The organism is Companilactobacillus pabuli (genome assembly GCF_014058425.1).
Classification (GTDB): Bacteria; Bacillota; Bacilli; order Lactobacillales; family Lactobacillaceae; genus Companilactobacillus; species Companilactobacillus pabuli.
The window spans coordinates 2,094,353-2,115,727 of sequence record NZ_CP049366.1 but is presented as its reverse complement, the minus strand read 5'-3'; the positions used below and the strand labels follow the sequence as shown (position 1 = coordinate 2,115,727).

The 21,375-nt window shown below is 35.6% G+C and carries 19 protein-coding genes; 14 read left to right on the top strand and 5 right to left on the bottom strand.

Features of this window, described 5'->3' with window-relative positions; translation table 11 throughout:
- Window positions 1–5: 5 nt before the first annotated feature.
- Complete coding sequence (locus G6534_RS10300) at window positions 6–944, bottom strand: AEC family transporter (RefSeq protein ID WP_059073962.1); 939 nt, start codon at window positions 942–944, stop codon at window positions 6–8.
- A 198-nt stretch (window positions 945–1,142) separates the two neighbouring features.
- Between G6534_RS10300 and G6534_RS10295 the strand changes: the two genes are divergently transcribed.
- Together G6534_RS10295 and G6534_RS10290 are read left to right on the top strand one after the other, a co-directional pair.
- Window positions 1,143–2,561 (top strand): NAD-dependent succinate-semialdehyde dehydrogenase, encoded by a 1,419-nt coding sequence (locus G6534_RS10295; RefSeq protein ID WP_182082770.1) that lies wholly within the window; start codon window positions 1,143–1,145, stop codon window positions 2,559–2,561.
- A 75-nt stretch (window positions 2,562–2,636) separates the two neighbouring features.
- Window positions 2,637–3,284: a nitroreductase family protein gene (locus G6534_RS10290; RefSeq protein WP_059073964.1), complete on the top strand. Its 648-nt coding sequence runs from the start codon at window positions 2,637–2,639 to the stop codon at window positions 3,282–3,284.
- Window positions 3,285–3,585: 301 nt separating this feature from the next.
- Here G6534_RS10290 and G6534_RS10285 read toward each other — a convergent pair whose 3' ends face one another.
- A complete protein-coding gene (locus tag G6534_RS10285) occupies window positions 3,586–4,995 on the bottom strand; it encodes an amino acid permease (RefSeq protein WP_182082769.1) in 1,410 nt (469 codons plus the stop codon).
- A gap of 334 nt (window positions 4,996–5,329) precedes the next feature.
- Between G6534_RS10285 and G6534_RS10280 the strand changes: the two genes are divergently transcribed.
- The 12 genes from G6534_RS10280 to G6534_RS10225 all read left to right on the top strand — a co-directional run bounded on the left by G6534_RS10280 (window position 5,330) and on the right by G6534_RS10225 (window position 18,600).
- Window positions 5,330–6,229 (top strand): helix-turn-helix domain-containing protein, encoded by a 900-nt coding sequence (locus tag G6534_RS10280; protein ID WP_182082768.1) that lies wholly within the window; start codon window positions 5,330–5,332, stop codon window positions 6,227–6,229.
- The gene (locus G6534_RS10275; protein ID WP_182082767.1) at window positions 6,222–6,728 is read left to right on the top strand and encodes a prolyl-tRNA synthetase associated domain-containing protein; all 507 of its coding nucleotides are present in this window, start codon (window positions 6,222–6,224) and stop codon (window positions 6,726–6,728) included. The genes G6534_RS10280 and G6534_RS10275 overlap by 8 nt, the downstream gene beginning before the upstream one ends.
- An 81-nt stretch (window positions 6,729–6,809) precedes the next feature.
- Complete coding sequence (gene sufC, locus G6534_RS10270) at window positions 6,810–7,601, top strand: Fe-S cluster assembly ATPase SufC (RefSeq protein WP_182082766.1); 792 nt, start codon at window positions 6,810–6,812, stop codon at window positions 7,599–7,601.
- Window positions 7,602–7,610: 9 nt separating this feature from the next.
- The gene (sufD, locus tag G6534_RS10265) at window positions 7,611–8,780 is read left to right on the top strand and encodes a Fe-S cluster assembly protein SufD (protein WP_182082765.1); all 1,170 of its coding nucleotides are present in this window, start codon (window positions 7,611–7,613) and stop codon (window positions 8,778–8,780) included.
- The gene (locus G6534_RS10260; RefSeq protein WP_182082764.1) at window positions 8,752–9,981 is read left to right on the top strand and encodes an aminotransferase class V-fold PLP-dependent enzyme; all 1,230 of its coding nucleotides are present in this window, start codon (window positions 8,752–8,754) and stop codon (window positions 9,979–9,981) included. Before sufD ends, G6534_RS10260 begins: the two co-directional genes overlap by 29 nt.
- Complete coding sequence (gene sufU / locus G6534_RS10255) at window positions 9,978–10,424, top strand: Fe-S cluster assembly sulfur transfer protein SufU (protein ID WP_182082763.1); 447 nt, start codon at window positions 9,978–9,980, stop codon at window positions 10,422–10,424. The genes G6534_RS10260 and sufU overlap by 4 nt, the downstream gene beginning before the upstream one ends.
- A complete protein-coding gene (gene sufB, locus G6534_RS10250; RefSeq protein ID WP_059073972.1) occupies window positions 10,417–11,808 on the top strand; it encodes a Fe-S cluster assembly protein SufB in 1,392 nt (463 codons plus the stop codon). Before sufU ends, sufB begins: the two co-directional genes overlap by 8 nt.
- A gap of 5 nt (window positions 11,809–11,813) precedes the next feature.
- Window positions 11,814–12,143, top strand: a complete 330-nt coding sequence (locus G6534_RS10245; protein WP_059073973.1) for a metal-sulfur cluster assembly factor — start codon at window positions 11,814–11,816, stop codon at window positions 12,141–12,143.
- 75 nt (window positions 12,144–12,218) lie between these two features.
- Entirely contained in the window at window positions 12,219–13,370 is a 1,152-nt protein-coding gene (locus tag G6534_RS12225; RefSeq protein ID WP_238788895.1) for an SLAP domain-containing protein, read from the top strand.
- Window positions 13,371–13,543: 173 nt separating this feature from the next.
- Window positions 13,544–14,218 carry an HAD family hydrolase gene (locus tag G6534_RS10235; protein ID WP_182082762.1) on the top strand — a complete coding sequence of 225 codons (675 nt, stop codon included), beginning with the start codon at window positions 13,544–13,546 and terminating at the stop codon, window positions 14,216–14,218.
- Between the two features lie 294 nt (window positions 14,219–14,512).
- The gene (locus G6534_RS10230) at window positions 14,513–16,210 is read left to right on the top strand and encodes a hypothetical protein (protein WP_182082761.1); all 1,698 of its coding nucleotides are present in this window, start codon (window positions 14,513–14,515) and stop codon (window positions 16,208–16,210) included.
- A 272-nt stretch (window positions 16,211–16,482) separates the two neighbouring features.
- Window positions 16,483–18,600, top strand: coding sequence for an SLAP domain-containing protein (locus G6534_RS10225; protein WP_182082760.1), 2,118 nt, complete (start codon window positions 16,483–16,485; stop codon window positions 18,598–18,600).
- Window positions 18,601–18,676: 76 nt separating this feature from the next.
- Here G6534_RS10225 and G6534_RS10220 read toward each other — a convergent pair whose 3' ends face one another.
- Genes G6534_RS10220 through trpX form a run of 3 tightly spaced genes read right to left on the bottom strand, consistent with a single transcriptional unit; the run spans window position 18,677 to window position 21,317 of the window.
- Complete coding sequence (locus G6534_RS10220) at window positions 18,677–19,426, bottom strand: ABC transporter ATP-binding protein (RefSeq protein ID WP_119317003.1); 750 nt, start codon at window positions 19,424–19,426, stop codon at window positions 18,677–18,679.
- On the bottom strand, window positions 19,423–20,313 hold the full coding sequence (locus tag G6534_RS10215) for an ABC transporter permease (protein ID WP_010018050.1): 891 nt from the start codon (window positions 20,311–20,313) through the stop codon (window positions 19,423–19,425). Before G6534_RS10215 ends, G6534_RS10220 begins: the two co-directional genes overlap by 4 nt.
- Window positions 20,310–21,317 (bottom strand): tryptophan ABC transporter substrate-binding protein, encoded by a 1,008-nt coding sequence (trpX, locus tag G6534_RS10210; protein ID WP_182082759.1) that lies wholly within the window; start codon window positions 21,315–21,317, stop codon window positions 20,310–20,312. The genes G6534_RS10215 and trpX overlap by 4 nt, the downstream gene beginning before the upstream one ends.
- Window positions 21,318–21,375 lie beyond the last annotated feature (58 nt).

Genomic DNA, 21,375 nt, shown 5'->3' with positions numbered 1-21,375 from the left:
TTTTTTTACTTAATAATTGTCATAATAATTGGCACAACAATCAAACTCAATAGAGTGGTCTCTGTAACCATGATTGCAGCATAATCAGAATCGGCGTGATAAAGATTTGCAACAACTGGGGCATTAGTCATTACAGGCATTGCTGCTTGAACGATAAAGACTTGTTTCATTAATGGAGTTGCTGGAATAAATAGGAATAAACCAGCCATCAACAAGGGAGCACAGAGAAATCTTCCAAAGAGAATAGCCAGATTGTCTTTGTGGAAAGAAACATTTTTGAGTCCAGCGTTATAAATAGAAATACCAATGAAAATCATTGATAGAGGAATTGTTAAACCACCCAAATATTGAAAGTCAGACATTAAGAATTTTGGTAATTGAATGTGGAGCATTACTAGAATCAATCCGATAATAAATCCTAATAGTGGTGGTGAGAAGACTTTTTTCAACGTTGTCTTGAGTTTGAAGTGACCTTTAATCTCGCCATCCATTTGAATCAAATAGGTCCCAAGAGTCCAGAAGAACGTTGTATTGGCCATATAATAAACCAAAACATAAGGTAAACTCTTTTCCCCAAATAAAGCCATATTGACAGGTAAACCTACAAAGACTGTGTTGGAATTGAAAAACATCGAACTGAAAAGTCCTTTATGTTTAGGGTCGATTTTTAATACTTTGATCAAAATAATCGAAATGAAAATCAAGATAGTCATTGATAAAACTGGCACGCCCAAGTCAGGCAAGAGTTTTATCAATTTTTTGGCCGTAAAATCTTTAGTAATAGTTGAAATCATATATGCAGGCAAAGCTACTTGAGTAACGATTTTAGCGATTAGACGAGTTGACTTATCATCAAACCAGCCTAATGCACTTAAGCCATAGCCGACGGCAATCAAACCGATAATTATTAAGATTCCAGATATACTAGAAAAAAAGACACCCATATATAAAACACCCTTCATTAAATATTAAAATCAATCTTACACTTTTTTGACAAAATATGAAAAAACTTGTTTGATTTTCATTAAATTGATAATTGGTACTAACCAAATAGGAAAGTGGTAAGTCCAAATTCTTGAAATCCCTTTCAATTTGATTAAAATAATAACCATAAGAAAATTTGCCGCAGGAGGAATTTATTTATGGCATATAAAACAGTTAATCCATATAACAACGAATTAGTGAAAACTTATCCTGACGCAACCGCTGAAGAAATCGAGGAAGCTTTGGCAAATGGACATGCGTTATACAAGAAGTGGCGCGATGAACCCGTTACAAGTCGTGCTGCTATCTTACATAAAATCGCTGATTTATTGAGAGAACATGAAGATGAACTAGCTAAAATCGCTACGATCGATATGGGAAAACTTTACAATGAATCAAAGGGTGAAGTAGAGTTGTGTGCCATCATTGCCGACTATTTCGCTGACAATGGAGCCGATTTGTTAAAACCTACACCAATTAATAGCCGTAACACCGGTGATGCTCAAGTATATCATCAAGCAACTGGTGTTTTGATGATGGTTGAACCTTGGAATTTTCCTTACTATCAAATTATGCGTGTGTTTGCACCTAACTTTATGGTCGGAAATCCAATGCTTCTAAAACACGCTTCGAATACCCCAGCTTCAGCTGCTGCTTTTGAGAAAATTGTTAATGAGGCTGGTGCACCAAAAGGGACATTCAAGAATCTCTTTGCTAGTTACGATCAAGTAAGTGACATTATCGCTGACCCTCGTGTTCAAGGAGTAGCTTTAACAGGATCGAAACGTGGTGGACAATCGGTTGCTCAAACTGCCGGTAAGTATCTTAAGAAGAACTCGATGGAGTTAGGTGGTTCAGATGCCTTTGTTGTCTTATCTGATGCAGATGTTGATAAGGCTGTTGATTTAGCATGGCGTGTCAGAATTTACAATGCTGGACAAGTATGTACTTCTGACAAGCGTTTCATCGTCGCTGACAACTTATACGATGAATTCTTGGAGAAACTAAAAGCTAACTTCTCTAAATTAGTTCCAGGTGACCCAATGGATCCTAAGACAACTTTGGCTCCAATGAATTCCAAACGTGCTAAGGAAAAGCTTCAAGGACAAATTGATAAAGCCGTTGAAAATGGTGCAAAAGTTTATTATGGTAACCAACCAATTGATCTTCCTGGTCAATTCATTCAACCAACAATTTTGACTAATGTTGAAAAAGATAATCCTGAATTTTACGATGAATTCTTCGGTCCAGTTGCTCAAGTCTTCAAAGTTCACTCTGATCAAGAAGCTATCGATTTAGCTAATGATTCTGAATTAGGACTAGGTGGTATCGTTGTATCAGCTGATCCTCAACACGGTAAGTCAGTTGCTGAAAAGATTGAAACAGGTATGGTCTTCGTCAACTCATTCTTAGTATCATTGCCAGAATTACCATTCGGTGGTGTCAAAGGTTCCGGTTATGGACGTGAATTGAGTAACCTTGGTCTAAACGCCTTTACTAATGAAAAATTAATCGTTACAGCTCAAGAACCAGATTGGAATAATCCAGCTGGTGGTTTGGCTGTCTTTAAAGATTAGAACTTTGTGAATACATTTACATAAACACCTCTCAGCGGTAAAATTATCGTATAAAATGTTGAGGGGTGTTTTTGTATGGATGAAACAAGAAATATGGTAAACAATGATTTTAAAGACATTATGTTAAATCGTCATTCGTATCGTAAATTCAAGACAGACGTTAAAATTTCTCGTGAAGAGATTAACGAAATGTTAGAAGAAGCTCTTTCAGCTCCTTCAGCATGTAACTTGCAATCATGGCATTTTGTTGTTTGTGATGATGAGGAAGGTAAGAAGAAAGCTCGTTCAGTTATGATGCCATTTAATTACCCACAAACCGATACTTGTTCTGCTTTGATTTTTGTTTTAGGAGATACACAATCCCACTACAAGTACCGTGATGTTTGGAATAAAGCTTGTGAAAATGGTCAAATCAGTCCTGAAGAACGTGACAAAGTATTCAAGACTTTCTTACCATTGTATGAACACGCTGATAGAAGTTTCTTGGAAAAGGATGCTACGATCGATGGCTCAATGGCTGCAATGCAATTGATGCTAATTGCTCGTGCTCATGGATATGAAGCTAATCCAATGTCAGGTTACTATTTCGACAAAGTTGCTCCAGCTTTGGGACTAGATGGTGACCGTTACATTCCAATCACCTCAATTGCTATTGGTAAGCCAGATGGTGATTATACTAAGTCAGTTCGTTATAACGTTAATGAAGTTACTGATTTTATTTAAAAAGATCTTTAGTTAAACTAAACATGCCGTCGTCCGCAAAATCCCTGTGATTGGCTGGAACGCTGCCGACACAACTTGGAGCCTTTGCTAAGCCCAAATACGGGCAAAGTCTTCAAGATTGGTCTTATTCTAAGCAACAAGTTGCTAAGAATAATTTGGCGGCTGAGCCATCACAGGGATTTTGCTCCCGACTAGAAATTTATTTTTTATTTGAATAACCAGTTCCTTGTATTATAAAAGCCCTGATAGAAATCAATTAAATGAATTCTATTAGGGCCTTTATTTAGTTTTAGAGTATTTTTTAATCTAATTCTTCATCTTCAACGTCTTCTTTAACACTGACTTTAGCAGGTTTTCTTTCTTTAACGAAGTAGATAATTGTCATAACTACTAAGAAGGCGACACCGACTAGTAGGGAAACTGTAGTTTCGGGATTCAAGAACATGAAGACTAAGATAACTAATAATGAAGCAATAGCTAAATAATTACTGATTGGATAAAGTGGCATCTTGAACGGATGTTTATCCATTTTATCCTTGTTGATGTGTCTAAATCTCAATTCACTAATTAGAATAACGAACCAAGGAACCATACCTGGTAAAACACTAGAACTATAAACAATAACAAAGATGTTACTTGATGTGTGTAGTAATGCAGGTAATGCGTAGTTCAAAATTAAACCAATTAAGATACCAGTTGAGATAGCTAGAACAGGGATGTAAGGTACATTGTGCTTTGATAATTTAACGAATGACTTAGGCAAGTGTTTTTCCAAACCTAACGTATAAAGCATTCGACTGGAACTGAAGATACCAGAGTTACATCCAGACATAGCAGCTGTTAGCATAACAAAGTTGATAATTTCAGCTGCAAATGTGATACCAACTTTAGCAAATGTTTCTACGAAAGGTGAACCGATAGTACCCAATTTGTTCCAAGGATAAATTGAGACGATAACGAAAATAGCACCAATATAGAAAATTAAAATTCTACCAACGATAGAGCGAATAGCTTTAACGATATTTTCTTGAGGATTTTCAGCTTCACCGGCTGTAATACCGATAACTTCGATTCCTTGATATGAAGCGACAACAATTGATAGAGCAAAGATAAATCCTTTCAAACCACCTGTGAAAAAGCCACCGTGAGTCCAAAGGTTACTGATACCAACGGGATGTCCGCCATTACCAACACCGAAGACGATAACGAAGAATCCTAAGATGATCATCATAATAATTGTCAAAACCTTAATCAAAGCAAACCAGAATTCCAATTCACCATAAGCTTTAACAGAAGTTAAATTAGCCACACAGAGCGTTACAACGACAACTATTCCGGCAATCCATTTTGGCATCGTGGGGAACCAAAATTCCAAATAAGTTCCAACGGCGATAACTTCACTAATACCAACGACTAAGTATTGGAAAACATTACTCCAAGCTGTTAAATATCCGACGACGGGATGTATGTATTCGGTAGCGTATTTGGCAAATGAACCTGTTGAAGGATCAACGTAAAGCATCTCACCAAGCGCTCGCATTACCATATAAAGAATCAATCCAGCTAAAGCATAAGCCAACAAGACTGAAGGACCGGTCCATTTAATGGTGGAAGCAGAACCCATGAATAGTCCAACCCCGATGGTCCCACCTAGAGCAATCATTTGCATTTGTCTTGAAGATAAACTTCGGCTTAAATTTTCTTTAGCCATATTAGTTCCCACCCTTTTGTGTTCATCAAATGTGAACAACTGTATTTAAATCATGGAATATATAATAACTCACTCTTACTGAAATGTCATATTTTTTTTCATATTTGTCTGAAAAATCTTTGTAAGCGATTATAGATATTAAAATATTCTATATTTTTTTATATAAATTGAACCAATATAAATGTAGTTATATATGTTTACAAAGCAACCTATAAATTAGATAATTGATTGTAATAGTAGGATATTTTTTGGACGAAAAAATGCGGGATGTTAGTGTTTTGATAATGTCCCGCATCAGTTATCTACCGTGCGAGAAATGAATGAGGAAATAAATATGGATATTAATATTTTTATCGAACGTAGAAAAGAATTAAAAATGTCACAAGTTAAGCTCTGTCAAGGGATTTGTACACAATCAACGCTCAGTAAATTTGAAAATAATGGTCGAGTACCGTCCTTAGCAATTCTCAATAAATTATGCGAACGACTTGGATTATCGGTGGACGATCTTTACAAAAATTCGAGTGCATCAACTACTCACATGCGAACAGTTTTGAATCGTATTGAAAGCGATTTAATGATGGAAGACTATGCCAAAGTTTCTGAGGCTTTAAAGGACTTAAATGTCGATGATGTTAATAATAATGAATTAAAAATGCAATTTTATTACCAAAAAGGATTATTCATAACTTTAACAAACGGTAAATTTGAAGAGCTTTTTTACAATTTTTCACAAATTTTGGACAATTTGGACGAAGAACATCACACGATTTATTCTTACTTATCATATGTAGGTATGGGAATTTTTTATTCACGCATTAATAAAATGGAGCAAGCTGAGTTTTATTTTGATAAAGTTTTGGATTATATTAATGTACACAAAGATCAAACTTTCCAGAAAAATGGGTTAAACGTTTATTTACGAATTCTAACGATTGTTTTCTATACGGCTGATTTTTTGATTGTTAAAAACAAGTTTGAAAATAGCTTGGAATTGGTAAAACGTGGCATCAAGTTATGTTCTGAACAACATATTACTTACTATTTACCAAGATTGAAATTGTTAGAGGCTAAAATTGCGATTAATACAAACCAACCAGCAACAGATGTCAAAGACTTATTAACGGATGCGATGGCTTTTGCTAAAATTAATCATAATGAAGTAGTGGAATTGAGAATCAACGCTTTGCGCAAACAATATCAAGATATGAAGGGTAATGATGATTATGAGTAGGGGTTCAGAACAAGCCTATAAAGATTTGGCAGGAAAACTCAATCAGTTAGATATTAAATATAAAGTAGTTGACCATCCAGCAGCTGAAACGACTGAGCAAGCTGACAATTATATTGCCGGTTTAGAGGGCGTTAGAACTAAGACGATGTTTTTAAAAGATAAGAAGAAACATTTCTATTTAGTGATTATGGATGATAAAAAACGGATGGATTTCAAGAATTTCCAAGGACTTACAGGGACAAAACGTATATCGATGGCACATGACCACGATATTGAGGAGCAATTGGGTCTGGAAGCGGGGATTGTTTCACCGTTTGGCATTATTAATAATACGGCTCATAATATAAAGTTGTATTTTGATAAAGAAATGCTGGATAGTGAAGAGATCCTGACTTTCCATCCAAATGTTAATACGCACACGATTTTCTTAACCGCCAGTGATTTGATGAAATTCATCGATGCTTGTGGGTTTGAGTATGAAATCTTAGATTTGGAATAAAAAACGTTCATTTGTTAATTGAACGTTTTTTTATTTTTTTCATATTATAATATTGTTATCGAAAGTATTTGGAGGGCTACAATGGCAACACTTGAAGTAAAAAATCTTCACGTTGAAGTGGAAGATGAAGAGACTAAGAATAAAAAAGAGATTCTCAAAGGTGTCAACTTGCTGATGAATACAGGTGAGATTCATGCCATCATGGGACCTAATGGTACAGGTAAATCAACATTATCGCAGACTATTATGGGTCAAAAAAACTACCACGTTACTAAAGGCGATATCCTTTTGAACGGTGAAAGTATTTTGGATATGCCAGTCGATCAACGTGCTCGAAAAGGATTATTTTTGGCGATGCAATATCCTGCTGAGATTCAAGGTGTTACTAATGCTGAATTTTTGAGAGCAGCCATCAATTCTAGACGTCCAGCAGATGACAAAATTTCTGTAATGGATTTTTTGAAAGAACTCGACAAGAATTTGGAATTGTTAGACATGAGTCAAGCTATGACAGAACGTTATTTGAATGAAGGCTTTTCTGGTGGCGAAAAGAAACGTAATGAGATTTTACAATTATTGATGATCAAACCTAGTTTTGCTTTATTAGATGAAATCGACTCAGGACTTGATATCGATGCTTTAAAAGTTGTTTCTAAAGGTGTTAATTCAATGCGCGGGGATAACTTTGGTGCTTTGATTATCACTCATTATCAAAGACTTTTGAATTACATCAAACCAGACGTGGTCCACGTAATGATGGACGGAAGAATTGTCAAAACTGGTTCGGCTGATCTTGCGCAAAAACTAGAAGATGAGGGTTATGCTGGCTTGCGAGATGAATTAGGAATCAAGGCTAATCTAGCCGACGACTAAGGGGATATTATGACATTAGAAAATCTGACAATTAATGAACCTGATTGGTTCGTTCAAAAAAGACTGACGGCATTAAATTCAATTGAGAAATTACCGTTGCCAACAATACAACGTTTTGATTTTCATAATTGGCAACTAACACCGCCATCTGAAACGATTATTAAGATAAAAGTAGCATCACAAGACAATTATATTTTGATGGATTTGTTTGAGGCCCTAAATGAATACCCTGACTTAGTTCAGAAGTATTTGTACACCGTAATTAAAGCAGATGAAAACAAGTTGTCGGCTTATAATACAGCCTATGTAAATCATGGTGTTTTCTTGTATGTTCCTAAAGATACGGTCGTAGAAAAACCAATCGAATTAGAATTTCAACAAGATTCTAGTCAGCCATTTGTTTCTCATGTTTTGGTCGTAGCGGGTGAAAACTCAAAATTCTCATTGATTCAAAAGACTACTACCAAAGGTGATCAAGTAAGTGTTGCTAATTGTGTTGTAGAAATCAAAGCTTTAGATAACAGTGAAGTGAAGTACGCAGCAGTTGATGAACTCGGTCAAAATGTAACGTCGTACTTAAGTCGCCGAGCGGATGTTGGTCGGGATGCTTACGTTGACTGGTCGATTGGTTTGATGAATGAGGGAAATACTGTCGCTGATTTTGACACTGATTTAAAGGGTACTGGTGCTCATTCAGAAATTAAAGTTGTCGATATTACTGCTGGAAAACAACTTGAAGGGGTCAATACTCGTGTTACTAATTATGGTAAGAAAACTATTGGTAATATCAATCAACGTGGGGTGATTACTGACCATTCACGATTGATTTTTAACGGTATCGGCCACATTATCAAAGGCGCTTCAGGAGCTAATGCTGAACAACAAAATCGTGTCTTAATGATGTCGAGCCACGCTCATGGAGATGCCAATCCAATTTTATTGATAGATGAAAATGATGTTTTGGCAGGCCATGCCGCTAGTGTAGGTCAAGTCGATCAAAATCAGCTCTATTATTTGATGAGCCGTGGATTGGATAAGAAAACTGCTCAACGGATGGTTATTCGTGGGTTCTTAGGTGACGTGTTAGTTTCTATCCCATCTAAAGCAATCAGAGAACAATTGGTACAAACGATTGAAAGGAAGTTGGCAAATGGACAAGCAGTTTCAGAAAATTCGTGATGATTTTCCAATCTTAAAGCAGCGAATAAATAATGAACCATTAGTTTATCTGGACAGTGCTGCCACTTCTCAAAAACCGCAAACAGTTATCGATACTGTCACAAATTATTACCAAACTATCAATGCTAATGCGCATCGCAGCGTTTATACATTAGGACAACGAGCAACTGATGAATATGAATCAGCTCGTAAGAAAGTTCAGCATTTTATCAATGCTCAATCTAGCAAAGAAATTATTTTTACTAAAGGGACGACCGATAGTTTGAATTTAGTTGCTAGTACTTATGGCGAAGCAAATATTCAAGCAGGTGATGAAATAGTTATCACTTATATGGAACACCATAGTAATTTGATTCCTTGGCAACAACTCGCTATCAGAAAACATGCCGTTTTGAAATATATTGAATTGACTGATGATGGTCAATTGGATATGAACGATGCTCTGAATAAAATCACAGATAAAACTAAAATTGTTGCCGTAGCTCATGCAAGTAACGTCTTGGGTGTGACTAATGATATTAAAAAATTAGCGCAAATCACGCATTCTCATAACGCCGTTATAGTAGTTGACGGTGCTCAAGCAGTTCCACATCAACCAGTCGACGTACAAAAATTAGATGCTGACTTCTATGCCTTTTCAGGACATAAGATGTTGAGCCCAATGGGAATCGGTGTTTTGTATGGCAAAAAAGAATTGTTAGAACAAACTTCACCATACCAATTTGGCGGTGAGATGATCAATTCAGTGGACAAATTCGATAGTACTTGGAGTGAACTACCTTGGAAATTCGAGGCTGGAACGCAAAATGTCAGTGGCGCAATTGGATTAGGCAAAGCTATCGATTATTTGAATAATTTAGGAATGGAAAATATCGCCGAATATGAACAGGAATTAGTTGATTATGCGTTGCCTAAATTATTGAGCATCGAAGGATTAACAGTTTACGGACCACATGATTCCAAAAATCATAACGCCGTTATCTCATTTAATCTTAATGATTTACATCCACATGATGTGGCAACGGCTTTTGATATGGATGGAGTAGCTGTCAGAGCGGGACATCATTGTGCCCAACCGTTGATGAAATATTTGGGAGTCGTGGCAACCGTTCGTGCCAGTCTTTATTTTTACAATACTAAAGCTGATGTTGATAAATTATTACAAGCAATCACTGATACAAAGGAGTTCTTCAGAGTATGAGTTTAATGGGATTGAACAATCTATATCGTGAAGTTATCTTGGATCATTCACAAAATCCACATCATAAGCATGCTTTACCACAAGCAACGTCTAAGACTACTTTGAAAAATCCAACTTGTGGCGATGTAATCAATTTGGAATTAGAAATTAAAGATGACAAGATCATTGATGCAGGATTTAGTGGCGAAGGTTGTACTATCAGTCAAGCATCTGCCAGCATGATGACCGATGCTATAATTGATAAAACCACCACGCAAGGACTAGAAATGGCCCACATCTTTTCTGATATGGTCATGGGTAAAAAGCATTCTGATTCAGATTTAAAGAAGTTGGGTGATGCCGCAATCTTATCAAGTGTCATGCAGTTTCCAGCCCGGATTAAGTGTGCCACATTGAGCTGGTGGGCTTTAAGAAAATCATTAGGAGAAGAAGTCGATGATTGATTTAGAAAATTCAGAATACGAATACGGTTTTCACGATGATGTAAAGCCTAAATTTAGTACTGGACGCGGTTTGACAGAAGAAACAGTCCGCAAAATTTCAGCCGAGAAAAACGAACCACAATGGATGTTGGATTATCGTTTAAAGTCTTACAAAACCTATCAAAAATTGGCGATGCCTAATTTCGGCCCAGATCTGTCAGACTTAGATTTAGAAAATATGTTGTATTATCAAAAAATGACCGATAGAAAATATCGTGACTGGGATGACGTGCCGGATAAGATGAAGGAAACCTTTGACCGTTTAGGTGTTCCTGAAGCTGAACGCAAATACTTAGCCGGATCTTCAGCTCAATATGAATCGGAAGTCGTTTATCATAATATGCGCAATGAATTTGAAAAGTTAGGAATTTTGTTCACCGACACGGATACGGCGTTACAAGAGTATCCAGAACTTTTCAAAAAATGGTTTGGTAAATTAGTTAAACCTACTGATAACAAATTTGCGGCTTTGAATGGAGCAGTTTGGTCTGGTGGATCGTTCATTTATGTTCCTAAAGGCGTGAGATGTGATATTCCAATCCAATCCTATTTCAGATTAAATGCCGAAAACTCGGGGCAATTTGAGCGGACCTTAATTATCGTCGATGAAGGTGCCAAAGTCGATTACGTCGAAGGTTGTACTGCACCGAATTATTCTTCTGATAGTTTGCATGCTGCAGTAGTTGAGGTTAACGTTTTGCGAGATGCATATTGTCGTTATACAACGATTCAAAATTGGTCTGACAACGTTTATAGTTTGGAAACTAAACGGGCTGCCGCTTCGGAAAACGCCACGATGGAATGGGTCGACGGTAACCTTGGTTCCAAAGTTACAATGAAATACCCAAGTGTTTACTTGAATGGTGAAAATGCTCGAGGAACGATGTTGTCAATTGCGGTGGCCAGTAACGGAATTCATCAAGATTCTGGTGCTCGCATGATTCATAATGCCAAAAACACTTCTAGTTCAATCGTTTCTAAATCAATCGCTCAAACTGGTGGATCAGTGGACTATCGAGGTACAGTTAGATTTGGCAAACATTCTGATGGCTCGAAAGCCCACGTTGAATGCGACACGATTATCATGGACGATCAATCTTCATCGGATACGATTCCTTACAATGAAATTGATAATGCCAATGTTTCGATGGAACATGAAGCTCGAGTATCAAAGATTTCTGAAGAACAACTTTATTACTTAATGAGCCGAGGAATTTCCGAAGAAAAAGCTACCGAGATGATTGTTATGGGCTTTGTTGAACCATTTACGAAGAAACTACCTATGGAATACGCGGTTGAATTGAATCGTTTGATTAGTTATGAAATGGAAGGGTCAATTGGTTAAAGAATATGACAGAAGATAAGACCAAAAAAGACCTAGTTATGGATGCCTTAGAGAAGGTGATTGATCCTGAACTAGGAATTGATATTGTTAATTTAGGTTTGATTTATGAAGTAGAAATTGAAAATGAAACTGATGCCGTTATAACGATGACCTTGACCACAATGGGCTGTCCTCTCAGCGACATGTTGCATGATACGATTACCGCAGCTGTCAAGTCGGTCGAAGGTATCAAAAATTGTGAAATCGAGTTAGTATGGTATCCAATCTGGGATATTTCTAAAATGAGTCGCTATGCCCGGGTAGCATTGGGAATTCCAGAAGGTTTTGGCCAGTAAAAAAATCATTAACTTGAAACAAATGTTTAACTAAACTAATATTTACATGAACAAATAGGATACGGAGGGTTTATTGTGAAAAAAGCTACATCATTATTATTGAGTGGATTACTAGTATCAGGTATGGTACTAGGCACAGTTAGTGCTCCTGTTACAACTGTTAACGCTGAAGGAACTGCTTCAACTACAGCAGAGAATGAAGCTACGAATTTGATTAAATTTACTGATGTCAATGGCAATGCTATTAAAGATCTTCCTGCCACATCAGTGAAAGCTAGTGTTGGTGCAAAAATCAACATGCCAGACGGTTATTCACTATATCCGGGACTTGATCAAGAGGCAGTTGTCAAAGCTGACGGAACTACACAAACTTTTAAGGTTGTGAAGACAGATCAAATCACTAATGTCACAATCAACTACGTCGATGAGGCAACCAAAACTCAAGTAGGAGAAACTAGTGTTGATGCCGTGATTGGACAAACTTTGTCGATCCCTAAGCCAGATATCACAGGTTATGTTTTGAGTGATGCTGATGCTAGTGTTGAGATTGCAAAAGATGCTACATACAGCATTAATGTAACTAAAGAAATCAGCAACACAATAATCTTTAAGACTGCTGACAACGAACAAGTAGGAACAGCTACTATTTCTGGCAAAAAAGTTGGTGAAACTGTCGATGTTACTTCACAACTTCCAAAGGGTTACGCTACTAAAGATGCTACAGTAGCTTTGCAAGCCAATGGTAATACCCAAATCGTGACCGTTAATAAAGCTGATAATGGAGTAACACCATTCAAGAGCGTTGTAACGACTAATACCGATTCAGAATACACACCACTATATACAAAGACTGGTGCTTTAGCTAACCGTGCACTTCGCGGAGGAACTGATTGGCAAACTAACAACAAAATGACTTTGGATGGAGTAGATTATTATCAAGTATCAACTACTGAATGGGTCAAAGCTTCTGATGTATCAGTTAAATCGACCGGTAATAATACTAATACAGAAGCAGATGCTGTCGGTGCAGAAAAATCTGATGTAAATAAAGTAACTACAAAGAATGTCAATATCACACCACTTTATACAAGAGATGGTCAAACTATTTCAAATCGTGGTTTAGGTAGGAATTCAGCTTGGGCTACTGATTTGATGAAGACAATCAATGGAGCCAAGATGTATCGTGTAGCTACTAATGAATGGGTTAAAGCTTCTGATATTAAATAATTGAAAATTTCGACCATGGATCAAATCGATTCATGGTTTTTTGTTGGAAAAATTATTCAAAAAATGAAATGTTTATCTTATTTTAAAATAGATTTCTTATTTTGAAGTTAACTTGTTGGAAAAACCTCGACGTGAGACAATTTGTTTAAAAGCGCTTGCATGGGAGGATACTTATGATTGATACAATGATTTTTGATTTCAACGGTACGATGATTTTCGACGGTTTGATTCAAAAGAGAGCTTGGGGAAAATTTTTAGAAGTCGAGTTCAATCGCAAATTGACCAGTCAAGATTATCAATTGCACATTGCTGGAATTAATAATCGTAATACTTTTGAGTATTATTTGGGCAGAAGTATTTCAGGTGCTGAATTAACTCAATTGTCAGATAAAAAAGAGAATATTTATCGAGAAATTTGTTTGAATACTCCCGATGAATTCCAATTAGTATCAGGATTAGCTGATTTTTTGGACTGGTGTGAGAGTAATGATATTAAGCTGAACATCGCAACGGCTTCGGAATATTCTAATGTAGAGTTTTTCTTCGAGCAGTTGCAATTGGGACGTTGGTTTGATTTAAGCAAAGTTGCTTTCAATGACGGTCAAATCAAGGGTAAACCAGCACCTGATATCTTCTTGAAAGCTATCGAAAACGTTGATGGTAAAGTAAGTAATAGTGCTATTTTTGAAGATTCGGTTTCAGGTATTCAAGCAGCTAATACAGCTCAAGCGGGTAAAGTAGTTCTGGTCGAAGATCCAAAATTGGAAAAAGTAAATCTTCCTGAGAATTTGCGAATTGATAAATTAATTCGAAATTATTCAGGTATTAATAAATTCTTCCAAGAATAACCAAAATAAAATTAGTAAAGAAAATTTACAATTATCAAAAAGAAAACACAAATCATAATTGGTTTGTGTTTTTTTTATTAGGGATATATTAGAAATTGTCGGTTACATAATGAAATTCTTATATTAATATAAAATATTTCAGTGCAAAAATAATAAATAGATTGTTGCTAAATTAATATTTATAGTAACTAAATTTAAATATTGCTTTTTTTAATTGCTAGAAAAATCTGGATATATTACATTAGCTTTACCTTATTGGATATTAAGGAAAATTACTTTTCGGAGGGAAAAATTATGAAGTTAGCTAAGACAGTGATCGTATCTGGATTATTATTTTCTAGTGTTTTAGGAAGTGTGAATGTTGGCAGTATTACTGCTATGGCGGCAGAAAATGCTCAAACAAGTGCAAGAGCATTAGGACCAGCAGGTTTACCAAAATCGGGTATTACTGAATTGACACCACCTGAAATTATTACGCCAGATGAACAAGAACAACAAAGTCATGAACCGCAATTGACGGCTCCGGACATTGTTTCAGTTGGAAAACCTGGTGATACTAACGATAATAAGCCAGCCGCATCAACAACGAAGTCGGTACAACTTAAGTTTATTGACAAAGATGCACATAAAACTTTAGAAAATAAGACAAAAACTATTGAGGTGCCAAACGCACAGAAATCAACTACTGTTACTAAAGATATGCTTCCAGATGGTTATCAATTTGAGAATGACGTGAAGCAAATGAGTTTTAGAATTAATAGTAGTAAAGATGGTCAAAATGTAATTTATGTTGCTATAGTGAAAAAAAGCAATAATGTTGCAACTCAGAAGAATGTAACAGTTAAATTTGTCGACAGTAAAACCAATAAAGTAGTTACATCTGGTGTACAAATTTTTCCAATTGATAATGCTGCTAAAACCATCACTATTAATAGTAAAGATGTACCTAGTGACTACAAATTAATTAATGGTAAAGATAAGATTACATTGGAAATTAATAGCGATAATAGTGTTCAAATTAAAGTAGAACCAAAAAAAGCTGTGACTCCAACAAATAAGAATGTACAAATTCAATTTATTGATAAGGCAACGGGTAAAGCTATCGATAAAAGTTCAAAAACGATTCAAGTATCAAATAATACGAAGAATGTAACTATCAAAAAAGATATGTTACCAACAGAATACAAACTGGAAAGTGATTTAGATCAGATTACTTTGAGAATCAATAATGAAGATAGTAAAAATACTGTTTACGTTAGAGTAGTGAAAATTGGTAGTGAAGTAGTAACTAAAAAGAATGTAACGGTTAAGTTCATTAACGCTAAAACAGGAAAATCAATTCCATCTGGTGTACGAACTTTCCAAGTAAACAAAGCAGATAAAACCATCACTATTGGTGATAAAAACTTACCAAATGGTTACAAATTAGCTAACGGAAAAAATGAAATTAAGTTGGATATTAATAAGGATGGTAGTGTTCAAGTAAAAGTTGAGTCAACAAAGGTTGTTTCAACACCAGCGCCTACTCCAAGTAAACCAGGGAAACCAGCTGCTAAGCCATCAAAGCGTCCATCAGGTGCGCGTTACACAATCCAAAGAGTTCGTATCACATTCGTTGATCAAAACTCAAAGGATTTAGTAGGCTACAAGCAAGTAACAGGAAAAGCCTCATTCTCAACTAAGATTGAAGCTCCTAAAGGTTATTCGTTCACAAATGCAAAAGATGCCACAATTAAGTTTGATAAAAAGGGTAACAAGGATATCAAGGTCTTTGTTAAGAAGATGACTAGTGTACCTGTTAAACATGAAGGCATTGTTACAACAACTAACGGTTCATACAAGCGTCTATATACTCTTGAAGGTAAAATGATTACAAATCGTGCTTTGGGCGTTAACTCAAAATGGTACACAGATCAATACGCAACAGTAAATGGTGAAAAAATGTACCGAGTAGCCACAAACGAGTGGGTTAAAGCAAGCGATGTTAAATAATTAAAATAGTTCTGAAATCACAAAAATGAAAGGTCATTCCGTGAGGATTGATCTTTTTGTTTATATATAAATGATAACTTATAGATTAATTTCGAATTACAATAATTATAAATTCATATATTTATTGATATAGCAATGAATTTTAAATATTTTGATTTATTTGTTGTTTTATTTTAGGTAAATATAATATATTAGTTTTATCTTATTATAAGAATGCGTTATACCTGTAAATTCAAAAATATAATAAGAAATTTTTATATCAGGGGATGTTTATGAAAAAGAGTGTTTTAGTAACTAGTATTTTATTCTCAACTATGATGTTCGGTGGGCAATATATATCGGTTAATGCTGCTACTGTATCGAATGAGCAAGAGACTAAAGAGAATTCTAAAGTTTATAACAATATCGTTTTAATAACTCAAAAGGGAGAACATGTTGCTATAAATATCGAAGGAGAAGTCGGCAAGAAATACAATTTATATGACTTAATCCCACACGGATACGAAATTAAAGGTGACAAATATATTAATATTATTTCTGATGTTGAAAAAATTAGATATGTTAATGTTGAGGCGTTGTATGTAGAGAATATCTTAAATTTTGTGGATAGATGGGGAGATGGTCTTTTAGGAACTTGGATTGCTAAAGGATATACTGGTGATGAGGTTATAATACCTGATAATGTGATTCCTAAGGGTTATTCTTTAATTTGGGGTAATAAATATACCTTGAGTGGAGACAATACTAACTATGACATTAGTATCAGTCGAAAAGCGATTCATGAAGAAAGTGTAGCGGTTATTTTTAATTTTTATGACGAAAATAATAATTTTGTAGAAAAACAAACAACGTATAGTGAAGTTGGAAGTAAAGTCTATGTTCCTGAACCAGACAATTACAAATTAGCAAAAAATCAACCACTGTATGTAATAGCAAAGGAATCGGGAAATACTTTCAATATTAAGTTAATCAAAGATATTCATAATGTGAAATTATCTTTTAAAGATGAAAATGGTATTAATATTTTTAATAAAGATATTGAGAGCGATTTTGATCCAAATTATCCAATTATAAATGTAGAAAATCTTTTGGGACAAGAGACAAGTTATAATAACGAATACATTCTCGATGACAATCAACCGAATGAAATTAATGTTACTTCGGGTGGACATTATATAGTAAAAGTAAAACACCAATATAGAAATATAATCGAGTTTGTTGATTTAAAGGGAAATAGTATTGGATATACAGAAGAAGTTCGAGGTTCAAAAAACCAAGAAATAACTGTATCGCCAAAAAAAGGTTTTTCAATTATAGGAAATAATAAAATCACAATTCATGACGTGGATAAATATGTTCATAGAATAGTTTTAAAGGGGGAAAAAACTAACTTTAAAATTCAATTCAAAGTTCATAATGATGGTGGGCCAGTGGAAAGTATTGGAGATCTAATGGATTATGTTGGTATTACTGGTGAAAAAGTAACGGAGGAGATAGTCCCTGAAGGGTATGCATTATCTTATGATCAATACTTAAGTAGTGAAAGTGGAGTACTGTGGATTTGGATAGTAAAAAAAGTTCATACGACTATAAACTTTGTTGATGCATTAGGTAGAGTCGTAAGTAGTCAAAAAGAATATACAGGCAAGGGTGCAGATATTAATTTAAATATCCCTAAGGGCTACAAGTTAGTTAATATTCCTAACAATACTATTACGGCGGCTAAAAACGATTCTGTGCGTAACATCCTAGTAGTCCCGGCCAACGGAGTAGATCTACCAGAAGATCCAACCAAAGTAACAGCACAAATTAACCTTATCAATCAAAACAGCAATAAAACAATTCATAGTTATATTGCTCAAGGTAAACATGGTCAAAAAGTGGATATTCAATTACCTGATGGATATGAACTTGCTAAGGGTTCATCGAAATCAATTGTTTTAGACAAATCAAAAAAATCTTTCAATATTTATGTAATTGAAAAATCTCCAGTAACATCACAAACAGCACACTTATCTACAGTTCAAACAAAACAAACAACAAGTCTATTCGACAAGAACGGAAAGCAACTTCGCAATCGTGCGCTTGCCTTCAATACTGGTTGGAAGACTGATCAAAAACTAGTTTTAAACGGTGTAACTTACTATCGAGTGGGTAATAACGAATATGTAAAAGCAAGTGACATCGTAGAATATGAAGCAATTAACAAGGTCGTAAATACTACTTCAGGTTCCGCAAAATATTTATATGATATTAACGGTAAGAAGAGTAGCTTGAGAGCTCTAGCATCTGGCAGTGCTTGGTTCTCTGATAAAGTAGCTACAATCAATGGTGAAAAAATGTACCGAGTAGCTACAAACGAATGGGTTAAAGCAAGCGACGTTCTTTAATCACAATTCAGCAATTTTTGGCAAAATAAGCATTAAAAAAGGCGATACTATGGCAGGTATCGTCTTTTTGCTGTGGCTAAAAGTATTGCAACAAGTCGCTTTCAGTCAATTTATCTTTTTCGGTCTTATCCAAATCGAGGATGATTTCACCTTTTTTCAAGACAATCAAGCGATTACCGTATTTCATGGCATCAGATAAGTCATGGGTGATCATCATACAAGTCAATTCTTTTTCCAAAATAATCTTGTTAGTTAATTCCATTAAATCCTTGCTAGTTTGAGGATCAAGTGCGGCGGTATGCTCATCCAATAATAATAATTCTGGGCGTTGAATGATTGCCATCAAGAAACTCAATGTCTGTCTTTGACCACCGGATAATTTTTCAGTGAAAGTATTCAAACGATTGTCCAAAGTAGGCAAGTTAGAAATTAATTTTTGAAATTCAGGCATATTTTCTTTTAATTTACGTAATCTTAAACGTCTAGGTAAACCACGGCGTTTGGCGAGCAACAAGTTTTCAGCAACTGTCATTCGAGGGGCTGTTCCGGATTTTGGATCCTGATAAACACGGCTGATGTGACGGCTCCTTTTGGCTAGATTTTCACCAGTAATGTCGTCACCGTTGAGAAGAATTTGGCCGGAAGTTAATTTGTTTGTTCCAGTGATAGCATCTAGTAAGGTTGATTTACCGGCACCGTTAGTTCCTAAAACGACTAAGAAATCTTTGGGATTGATAGTTAAATTGATGTCGTTGAGAATATTGAGATTATCGTCGTCATTATAAATAGTTTTGACGGCATGTTTAATTTCTAGTAATGGTTTCATTTAGTTTTAACCCCATTTCTCATAGTTTTTAAGAATTGTGCGCGAATCGTTGGTAGTGCTAGACATAGTGCCAAGATGATAGCTGAGATCAATTTCAAATCGTTGGTATTGAAGCCTAGTTGTAGAACAATCATTAAAATCAAACGATAGACGATACTACCAATAACAATAGTAATTAGACGAATACTTAGTGGAACATCGGGATAAATTACTTCACCGATAATAATGGCAGATAGGCCGATAACGATGACACCGATACCCATGTTGACGTCCGCAAAACCGTTTTGTTGAGCAATCAAGCCACCCGTTATAGCGACGATTCCGTTAGAAACCATCAAACCGATGAACTTCATAACAGTGGTATTGATACCAAGGGATGCGGCCATTGTTTCGTTATCACCAGTAGCGATGACAGCTTGACCTTTTTCTGTGTTTAAGAAAATGATCAACAAGAAGATGATAATAGCAATGATGATGATACCTAAGATGATGCCGTTGAAATTAGTAGGTAATTTATCTAAACCAAATTGATTGAAGATATTAGTAGATTTAGTTAATGACATGTTAGCTTTACCCAAAATTCTCAAATTGATGGAATAAAGTGCAGTCATTGTTAAGATACCAGCTAATAGGATAGGAACGTTTAACTTGGCGTAGAGAAAAGCTGTCGCAAAACCAGCTAAACATCCGAAGATAAAAGCAATTAAAAGTGAGTACAAAGTTGAGTGACCACTTTGAATTAGACTAACGGCTGTCACGGCACCTAATGGGAAACTTCCTTCAACAGTCATATCGGGAAAGTCGAGGATTCTAAAGGTGATGAATAATCCGATAGCCATGATGGACCAGATGAAACCTTGACTGATAGTAGAGACGATTAGATTCATTTGATTATTTGTCCTTTCTTTTGAGCTTGTTTGATGAGTGAATCAGAGAATTGAATATTGAGTTTCTTAGCCATCTTTTCGTTGAGCATTAAGTGACCTTTTTTCATGAAAGTAACAGGAGTTGTAGCGGGATCTTCTTTGTGTTCAAGGATTCTAACAACGTATTTACCAGTTTCTTCACCAAGTTCGTATTGACTCAAACCAACTGTTGCTAGTCCGCCATCTTTGACCATGGTTGTAGCAGCTGGAAAAACGGCGATATTTTGTTTAGTAGCGATAGAAGATAGTAGTTTCATACCAGAAGCGACGGTATTGTCAGTTGGAATGTAGATTGTTTGAACACTTTCGGCCAAAGCAGTTCCGACTTGTTGAATGTCGTTGACGGAATTGATACTAGAAACCTTGACGTTAAAGCCTTTTTTCTTAGCGAGCTTTTGCATCTTCTTCATCTGACTAGTTGCAGATGCATCGCTAGATGTATAAATAATACCTATAGTTTTGAGATTAGGAATAACTTGTTTCATCAATTCTAGTTGAGCTTCAAGTGGTGCTTGATCAGAAACACCGGTGATATTTTTGCCCGGTTTATTGTTGTTAGTGATGATACCGGCGCCTTCAGGATCAGTGACAGCTCCCATGACGATGGGAATCTTTGAAGTGGCATTCTTGAGCGATTGAACTGATGGAGTGGCGATACCAACCGCTACATCGACGTTATCTTGGACGAATTGTTTACTGATAGTCCGTAAATTACTTTGATCGTTTTGGGCGTTTTGGAATTCAATTTTGATATTCTTGCCATTGACGTAACCATTTTTCTTCAAAGTATCATTGATTCCCTTATTGATTTGATCCAAAGCCGGATGCGACATCAACTGTAAGATACCAACTTTAGGGATGGCATTTTGTTTCTGTGTATCAGCTCTCCCCGTGTAAAAATATGCAAAAATCAAGAACATTGCTAGTGCTATAAGTGTTACGTAAAGTCTTCTCGTATGTTTCATCGTAAATTCCCCCGAATGAAAAAGACAACCCCAGAATTTTGTGGGATTGTCTTTAAAA